The organism is Bradyrhizobium sp. AS23.2 (assembly GCF_001908185.1).
Classification (GTDB): domain Bacteria; phylum Pseudomonadota; class Alphaproteobacteria; order Rhizobiales; family Xanthobacteraceae; genus Bradyrhizobium.
On record NZ_LGHM01000215.1, the window covers coordinates 1 to 7,717 of the forward strand.

Annotated in this window: 7 protein-coding genes and 1 pseudogene; 3 read left to right on the plus strand and 5 right to left on the minus strand. The window is 64.9% G+C overall.

Annotated elements, in window-relative coordinates; translation table 11 throughout:
* Positions 1–393 (plus strand): NYN domain-containing protein (locus AC630_RS36945; RefSeq protein WP_143198603.1); only part of this gene is annotated, 393 nt, incomplete at its 5' end.
* Positions 374–1,048, plus strand: a complete 675-nt coding sequence (locus tag AC630_RS36950; RefSeq protein WP_074123311.1) for a uracil-DNA glycosylase — start codon at positions 374–376, stop codon at positions 1,046–1,048. The genes AC630_RS36945 and AC630_RS36950, both read left to right, overlap by 20 nt.
* 68 nt (positions 1,049–1,116) lie before the next feature.
* On the opposite strand, the gene AC630_RS36955 is transcribed toward AC630_RS36950, so the two are convergent.
* From AC630_RS36955 to dapA, 4 genes are all read right to left on the minus strand, one after another.
* Positions 1,117–1,698 (minus strand): peroxiredoxin, encoded by a 582-nt coding sequence (locus AC630_RS36955; protein WP_074123312.1) that lies wholly within the window; start codon positions 1,696–1,698, stop codon positions 1,117–1,119.
* Between the two features lie 4 nt (positions 1,699–1,702).
* On the minus strand, positions 1,703–2,176 hold the full coding sequence (gene smpB, locus AC630_RS36960) for an SsrA-binding protein SmpB (protein WP_035709956.1): 474 nt from the start codon (positions 2,174–2,176) through the stop codon (positions 1,703–1,705).
* Positions 2,177–2,249: 73 nt separating this feature from the next.
* The gene (gene mscL, locus AC630_RS36965) at positions 2,250–2,693 is read right to left on the minus strand and encodes a large conductance mechanosensitive channel protein MscL (RefSeq protein WP_143198604.1); all 444 of its coding nucleotides are present in this window, start codon (positions 2,691–2,693) and stop codon (positions 2,250–2,252) included.
* A gap of 26 nt (positions 2,694–2,719) precedes the next feature.
* Positions 2,720–3,610 (minus strand): 4-hydroxy-tetrahydrodipicolinate synthase, encoded by an 891-nt coding sequence (gene dapA / locus AC630_RS36970; protein ID WP_074123313.1) that lies wholly within the window; start codon positions 3,608–3,610, stop codon positions 2,720–2,722.
* A 280-nt stretch (positions 3,611–3,890) separates the two neighbouring features.
* Between dapA and AC630_RS36975 the strand changes: the two are divergent.
* Positions 3,891–6,267 (plus strand): annotated as a pseudogene (locus AC630_RS36975) (lytic transglycosylase domain-containing protein).
* 451 nt (positions 6,268–6,718) lie between these two features.
* On the opposite strand, the gene AC630_RS36980 reads toward AC630_RS36975, so the two are convergent.
* Positions 6,719–7,717: porin (locus AC630_RS36980; RefSeq protein WP_143198606.1), on the minus strand; the 999-nt coding region annotated here is incomplete at its 5' end.

The following is a 7,717-nucleotide window of genomic DNA, read 5'->3' on the forward strand; positions in this document are numbered from 1 at the left end:
ATCGACGCCTCCGGCCGCCGCAAGGTCAAGGGCAACATGGACATCGAGCTTGCCGTGGACGCCATGGAACTCGCCGAGCACATCGACCAGATGGTGCTGTTTTCGGGTGACGGCGACTTCCGCTCCCTGGTCGAGGCCGTCCAGCGCCGCGGCGTGCGCGTCACCGTGGTCTCCACGATCGCCAGCCAGCCGCCGATGATTGCCGATGAGCTGCGCCGCCAGGCCGACGTCTTCACCGACCTCGTCGAGCTGCAATCCAAGCTCGGCCGCGACCCGTCCGAACGCCCCGCCCCGCGTGACCGCGGCGAGCGCGAGGGACGCCACCACGCCCCGCAATTCCTCCAGCGCGCGACCACGATGGCGCCGAGGGGCGATGACGACTTCGAGGAGTGAGGCGGCCCAGTCGAGCCGCCAGCCTCTCACCGTCGTCCCCGACCGTGACTGCCCGCTCTGCCCGCGCCTGCTTGCTTTTCGTCAGGCGAACCGCACGCGCGAGCCATCCTGGCACAATGCACCGGTTCCGCCTTTTGGTGACATCAAGGCGCGCCTGCTAATCGTCGGCCTCGCGCCGGGGATGCAGGGCGCCAACCGCACCGGCCGGCCGTTCACCGGCGACTACGCTGGCGACCTGCTCTACGCCACGCTGCTCGAATATGGGTTCGCCAGGGGCACCTATCAGGCGCGTCCCGACGACGGCCTGAGGCTGGTCGACTGCCGGATCGCCAATGCCGTGCATTGCGTGCCGCCACAGAACAAGCCGCTGCCGGTCGAGATCAACACCTGCCGCCGGTTTCTCGCGGCGAATCTGGCGACGATGCCGAACCTGCGCGCGATCGTCGCGCTCGGGCGGATTGCGCACGACACCGTGCTCAAGCCGCTGAACCTGAAGGGCTCGCAGGCCCCCTTCGGCCACGGCGCCGTGCATCAGGCCGGCGCGCTCAGGCTCTACGACAGCTATCACTGTTCCCGCTACAACACGAACACCGGCGTGCTGACGCCGGAGATGTTCCGGTCCGTGTTTGCAAAGGTGAAGGCCGATCTCGACTAGAGCGTTTTCGAGCGAAGTGGATCCCGGTTCGCGTAAAGAAAACGCGTCAAAATAATCAAAATAAGAAGTCAGCCCTTGGCGGGATTGGCCTTCAGCCAGTCCAGGACATCGCCGGCGTTCCGGTCGGGCGGAAACACCGGGTAGAACACGTGCGTGATCGCCGCGTCGTCAATGACCAGTGCGAGGCGCTTGATCAGCGTCAGGCCTGCGACTTCCATGGTCGGCAAATCAAGGGCGCGGGCAAGCGCCAGCTTCTCATCCGAAAGCACCGGAAACGGCAGATGCAGCCGTGACGCCATCTCGGTCTGATACTCATTGCTCTGGGTCGAAAGCCCGAACACCTGCGCAGCGCCTGCGGCCTTCAGCTCGGCAAACAGATCACGGAACGCGCAAGTCTGCGGCGTGCAACCGCGCGCGCCCGGGATCATGTCCCAGTCGTCGACCAGCCCGATCTTGCCCGGCTCGCCGGTGCGCGGATAGGCGAACACGACGGTACGACCGGGCAGCGCCGACAGTGTCACCGACCTATCGTCAGTTGCAACCAGACTGATCGGCGGCAGCGTCATGCCCTTCAGGTGCGCAGCGCCACCGTCATCGGCGGGAGCAGGAATCTGGCTCCAATTGACTTCGAGCAGGTTTTTCTGCGCCATCCCGCTATCCCCTCGCCCGCATCAGCCGGCCCTTCTCCCGGCTCCAGTCCCGCTTCTTCTCGGACTCGCGTTTGTCGTGCAGCTTCTTGCCCTTCGCAACCGCGAGCTGCAATTTGGCGCGACCGCGCTCGTTGAAGTAAAGCTTGAGCGGGATCAGCGTCATGCCCTCGCGGTCGACCGCGCCCATCAGCTTGTTGATCTGCCGACGATGGAGAAGCAGCTTTCGCGGCCGTTTGGGCTCGTGGTTGAAGCGGTTGCCCTGGAGATATTCGGGAATGGTGGCGTTGATCAGCCAGATCTCGCCGTCCTTCGAGTCGGCATAGGACTCCGCGATCGTGCTCTTGCCGTTGCGGATCGACTTGACCTCGGTGCCGGTCAGCGCAATGCCGGCCTCGATCGTATCCTCGATGGCGTAGTTGAAGCGGGCCTTGCGATTTTCCGCCATGACCTTGATAGGACGTTCGTTCTTATCGGCCATCACAGTCAAACCTGGCAAAAAAACCTGATCGAGTTGCGTTTGAGACGCTAACAGTTTGGATGAAGCGCGCGCGTCAAGACTTCTTGAGGAGATCGCGGATCTCGGTCAGCAGCTCGACCTCAGCCGACGGCTTCGGCGGAATGGCGGGTGCCGCCTCGTCCTTGCGCTTCAGCGTGTTCATGGCGCGGATCACCAGGAACAGCACGAAAGCGATGATGATGAAGTTGATCGTCAGCGTGAGGAAGCTGCCCCAAGCGAGTACGGCGCCTTGCTTTTTCGCATCAGCTAAGTTGGTGGCGGTGACCGCCTTCGACAAGGGAGTGAAGTAGTTCGAGAAGTCGAGGCCGCCGGTGGCGGCGCCGATGACCGGCATGATCACATCGCCGACCAGCGAGTTGACGATGGCGCCGAAGGCGGCGCCGATGATGACGCCGACCGCAAGGTCGACGACATTGCCCTTCATGGCGAACTCGCGGAACTCCTTGAGCATCCGCGTACCCTTCTCTTCGACCCCCATGAACGGTTCCCCGATTGGCTAGCGCATCAGTTGATGAGGCCGGCATGAACCATGGCGCTGCGGACCGCAACGCGCGTCGGCTCGGAGACCGGAACCATCGGCAGCCGCAACGTCTCGTCCAGCTTGCCAAGCAGCGACATCGCGTACTTGATCGGTGCCGGATTGCTCTCGATGAAGAGGTTGTTGTGCAGTGGCATCAGCTTGTCGTGCAGCTTCAGCGCGGTAGCGTGGTCGCCTTTCTGCCAGGCGACGTGGAACTCCGAGCACAGGCGCGGCGCGACGTTTGAGGTCACCGAGATGCAGCCATGGCCACCATGGGCCATGTAGCCGAGGATGGTCGCGTCCTCGCCGGAGAGCTGGTTGAAATCCTCGCCCATCGCCGCGCGCTGCTGCGAGACACGGACCATGCTGGCGGTGGCGTCCTTGACGCCGGCGATGTTCTTCAACTCCCACAGCCGCATCATGGTGTCGACCGACATGTCGATCACCGAGCGCGGCGGGATGTTGTAGATGATGATCGGAATCCCGATCGCGTCGTTGATCGCCTTGAAGTGCTGGTACATCCCTTCCTGGGTCGGCTTGTTATAGTAAGGCGTCACGACCAGCACGGCGTCCGCGCCCGCCTTTTCGGCGTGCTGGGCGAGTTCGATCGCCTCCTTGGTCGAGTTGGAGCCGGCGCCGGCGACGACGGGCACGCGGCCCTTGGCCTCGCCGATGCACCATTCGACGACCTTCTTGTGCTCGTCATGGCTGAGTGTCGGACTCTCGCCGGTGGTGCCGACCGGGACAAGCCCGTTGGTGCCTTCCGAAATCTGCCAGTTGACCAGGGAGCGGAACGCGGCCTCGTCCAGCGAGCCGTTCTTGAACGGCGTGACCAAGGCGGTGAACGACCCCCGGAATTTCGTCTTGGCTGCCATGGACTTCCTCCGTACGCGGCGATCTTGAGAGCAAGCCCCATTCATACCGGGTCTGCCCCGCCGGTAAAAGAGCCGCAGCCGAGTGACGCACCGTTTAGGCCGCGATTTTGCCGCGGTGGTGGTGCAAACCCGCCAAAAGTAAGCGGCTGTTGGTATTTTTTCCGCATATTCAATCAAATACAGCCAGGTCTTGAGCCATTTGACTGATTCGGGGCAACGAAACGCCGTGACCTCCTTTCCTCGTGCCGCATGGCGATCCGCTGGTCTGGTCATGTGCCTGATGGCAGGGCTGTCGGTCGGCTGCGCCGCCTTGGCCAGGTCCAATGAGACGACCGAGGAAGCGGCCAAGGCAACCACGAAGCCAGCCGCCAAAGACACCGCCAAAGGACCAGCCAAAGGATCGACCAAGGCAACAGGCAAGGACACAGCCAAGGGCACGAGCAAGGGAGCGGCTCCCGCCCCGGCCAAGGATGCTGCGAAGAAACCTGCCAAAGATGCCGGTAAGGACGCCGGCAAGGACGCCGCCAAGGACAAGCCCAAGCCCGCGGCAGCGGCCGCCGCGCCGAAATCACAGCCGACCGCCAACGGCTCGCCCCCCAAGACCGCACCCGCCCCTGCCGCGACAGCCACCGTCAGACCGACCGCCCCCGGCCGCCGCCAAGCCGGCGGCAGCTCCTGTGCTGGCTCCGGCGACCCGCCAGCACGCGGCGCCGCGCAAGCCGATCACACCCGCAGCGGTCGCTGCGACCTCGTCGACGTCGCAAGCCGACAAGGACACGCTGGAGAGCGTCATCGAGCTCGTGCGCAAGCGCAAGCCGGGCGACGCCACCAATGAAGCAGCCGCGATCTCGGATCCCGTTGCGCGAAAGCTCGCGGAATGGATCATCCTGCGCAGCGAGGACAATGGCGCAACTGTCGAGCGCTACCGCGCCTTCCTCTCCGCCAATCCGAGCTGGCCGTCGCAAACGTTCCTGCGCCGGCGCCTCGAAGCGGCGATGTGGGACGACAGGCGCGACGATTCAGTTGCGTGGTCGTGGTTCGAGAACGAATCCCCTGTTTCCGCCAAGGGCCGCTTCGCGCTCGCCAAGGCGATGCTGGCGCGCGGCGACCGCGCCAATGCCGAGCGGCTGGTGCGCGAGGCCTGGCGCAGCGATCCGATGTCGGAGGACACCGAGAACAACGCGCTCGACCAATTCGGCGCGCTCCTTGCGCCGGGCGACCAGAAGGCGCGGATGGACACGCTGCTCTATGGCAGCGAGCACGAGGCGGCGCTGCGCGCCGCAAAACGTCTCGGCGCCGGCTATGTCGCGCTCGCCAAGGCCCGCATCGCCTCCTTCAGGAAGGCGCCGAACACGCTCGCGCTGCTGGAGGCGGTGCCGCGCGAGCTGCACAACGATCCCGGCTTCGTCTTCAGCAAGATCCAGCTGCTGCGCCGCGAGGAGAAGTTTGCCGAAGCCGCCCAGCTCATGCTGTCGGCGCCGAAGGATCCGAACCGGCTCTACAATCTCGACGAATGGTGGATCGAGCGGCGCCTGCTCGCGCGCAAGATGATCGACACCGAAGAATTCCGCAGCGCCTATCTGATCGCGCGGGATGCGGCCCTGCCCTCGCGCGACATCTACAAGACCGAGCAGGAATTCACCGCGGGCTGGATCGCACTGCGCTTCCTGGGCGATCCCGCGGCGGCCGCCCAGCATTTTGCCCGCATCGGCGTCGGCAGCGTCAATCCGACCACGCTGGCGCGCGCCGGTTATTGGCAGGGCCGCGCCGCGGAAGCAGCCGGCCGCCAGCAGGAGGCGCGCAACGCCTTTGCGCGCGCGGCCGAGCAATCGACCAGCTATTACGGCCAGCTTGCGCGCGCCAAGCTCGGCCTGCCGCAGATCGAACTCAACAGCCAGCCGCGCGGCCGCGGCGCCGAACGGCTCGAGATCGTGCGCGCCGCGCAATTGCTCTACGAGCTCGACGAGCGCGAGATGGCGGTGCCAATGCTCGCCGACATGGGCGAGAATGGCGATCCCGAAGCCCTCACCGGCCTTGGCGAGCTGACCCAGCGCTACAGCGATGCGCGCGGCATGCTGCTGGTCGGCAAAGCCGCGCTCAATCGCGGCCTGCCGTTCGATTTCTACGCCTACCCCGTCAACGGCATTCCGCATTTCACGCAGATTGGCCCCGAGGTCGAGCGCAGCATCGTCTACGCCATCGCGCGGCAGGAAAGTGCGTTCAATCCCTCCGTGGTCTCGCCGGCACAGGCCTACGGGCTGATGCAGGTGACGCCGGACGCTGCGCGCTATGTCTGCAAGCGGCATGGGGCAACTTACGACCTGGGGCGGCTGAAGAACGATTCGTCCTACAACGCCACGCTCGGCGCGGCCGAACTCGGCGGTCTGCTCGAGGACTATCGCGGCTCCTACATCATGACCTTTGCGGCCTATAATGCCGGCCGCGGCAGCGTGAAGAAATGGATCGACCGCTACGGCGACCCACGCGACCCGAAGGTCGATGCGGTCGACTGGGTCGAGCTGATTCCGTTCTCCGAGACGCGCAACTACGTGCAGCGGATCATGGAGAACCTTCAGGTCTACCGCGCCCGCTTCGGCGGCGGCACCCGGCTGCAGATCGAGGCTGACCTGCGCCGCGGCGCCGGCAGCGTGGAATAAGGCGCCGCCCTCGATTCGCTGGGGGAGCATCGGTGGCCAGCGCTGCCGTCGTTCGGGCTCGAGCTGCCGAAGAAGGTCCGAAGCTCGTATGCGATCGTCAGGCGAACCACTTCAACGCGCGCTGCGCGGGCTGCCAGGGTCGCCGTTGCAGCAGGTTCGCCGTTGCTCGGCTCACCGAGGCGGCGAGCGTCGATCGTCCTCCTTCTGCAGCACGAAATCGGCGGGTCGTTTGCTGCTGCGACCGCGTCGGACCACGCGCGCCCGGCCGGGGTGGCATGCCGCCAGCCCCTCTCCCGCCACAGCTTCGATCAGCTGGCGACGAACTATCGACCAATGGAGAGCGAGGCGCCAACTCCAGCGCCATGCGGCGGGACCAGCGCAGGCACCACCGACAAAAGAAAAGCCCCGGCGGTTTCCCGCCGGGGCTCTCTGTCAGGTCGTTAGACCGAACTTACCAGTTGCGCTGAGCGCGGAGCAGCAGGTTCACCGAGTCCTGATCCTTCAGCTGGTAGTTAGCGGGCGCGCCCGGCTTGGCGACCGCGAAGTTAGCGCCCGGAGTCACGATGCCAGCATACTTCTGGTCGATGTGGGTCCAGGTCAGGTCGGCCGAGAACGTGAGGTTCTTGACCGGAGTCCAGCGGGTGATCAAGCCAACCTGGCCGATGTTGAAGTCCGGGTTGCACGAGGTCACACCAGCGATGCTCGAGAAGACGCCGGTACCAGGGGCGCAGAGGAACGCCTTGGTCCCGCCACCGAACTGGGCAGCCGCGTAGGCACCGTAGATCGCGGTGTTCCAGTACGGATCCCAGTTGTGGGTGTAAGCGCCACGGAAGCCCCAGGTCTTGACGCTTTCCTGGTTGCTGCCGGTGACGTACGTGGTGTCCGGAGCGGTAACCGCAGCGAGGCTGCCGTAAGCAAGGTTCGAGCTGCCGTACATGATGAACGTGCTACCCGCCAGGTTCTGGAAGTTGTAGCGGGTCGCACCGTCGGTGTAGACGCCCGAAATGTTGATCACGTCACCCGCACCAGTCGGGATGTTCTTGATCGACAGAGCGAGCTGAACCGCCCAACCCCACTTGTCGTCGGGGTGGCCAGTCGGCTCGGTCGCGCCGTAATAGGCAACGTGGTTGTCATGCGCAGCCACCGACGCCTGGAACAGACCCCAAGCCTGGTCGACACGCACCATACCGACGAGGTTGGGCGAACGTGTGCCGCCGATCCCGTTGGCACCCACCGCACCATTGGTCAAACCGGCGATAGCAGCAGCAGGAGACGCTGCCGCGCTGCTGAGGTTGAGGTTGCCCGCCTGATAGTAATTCGACACGTCTTCAGCCGAGAACGCCGCCGTCACGCCCTGGCCGAAGTCAGCGGTGTAGGTGAACTGGTTGACACCAGTGACCGTGCCGCTGCCGCCGACGAGACCGTCGAAGTTGTTGCCGGGATAGTTCTG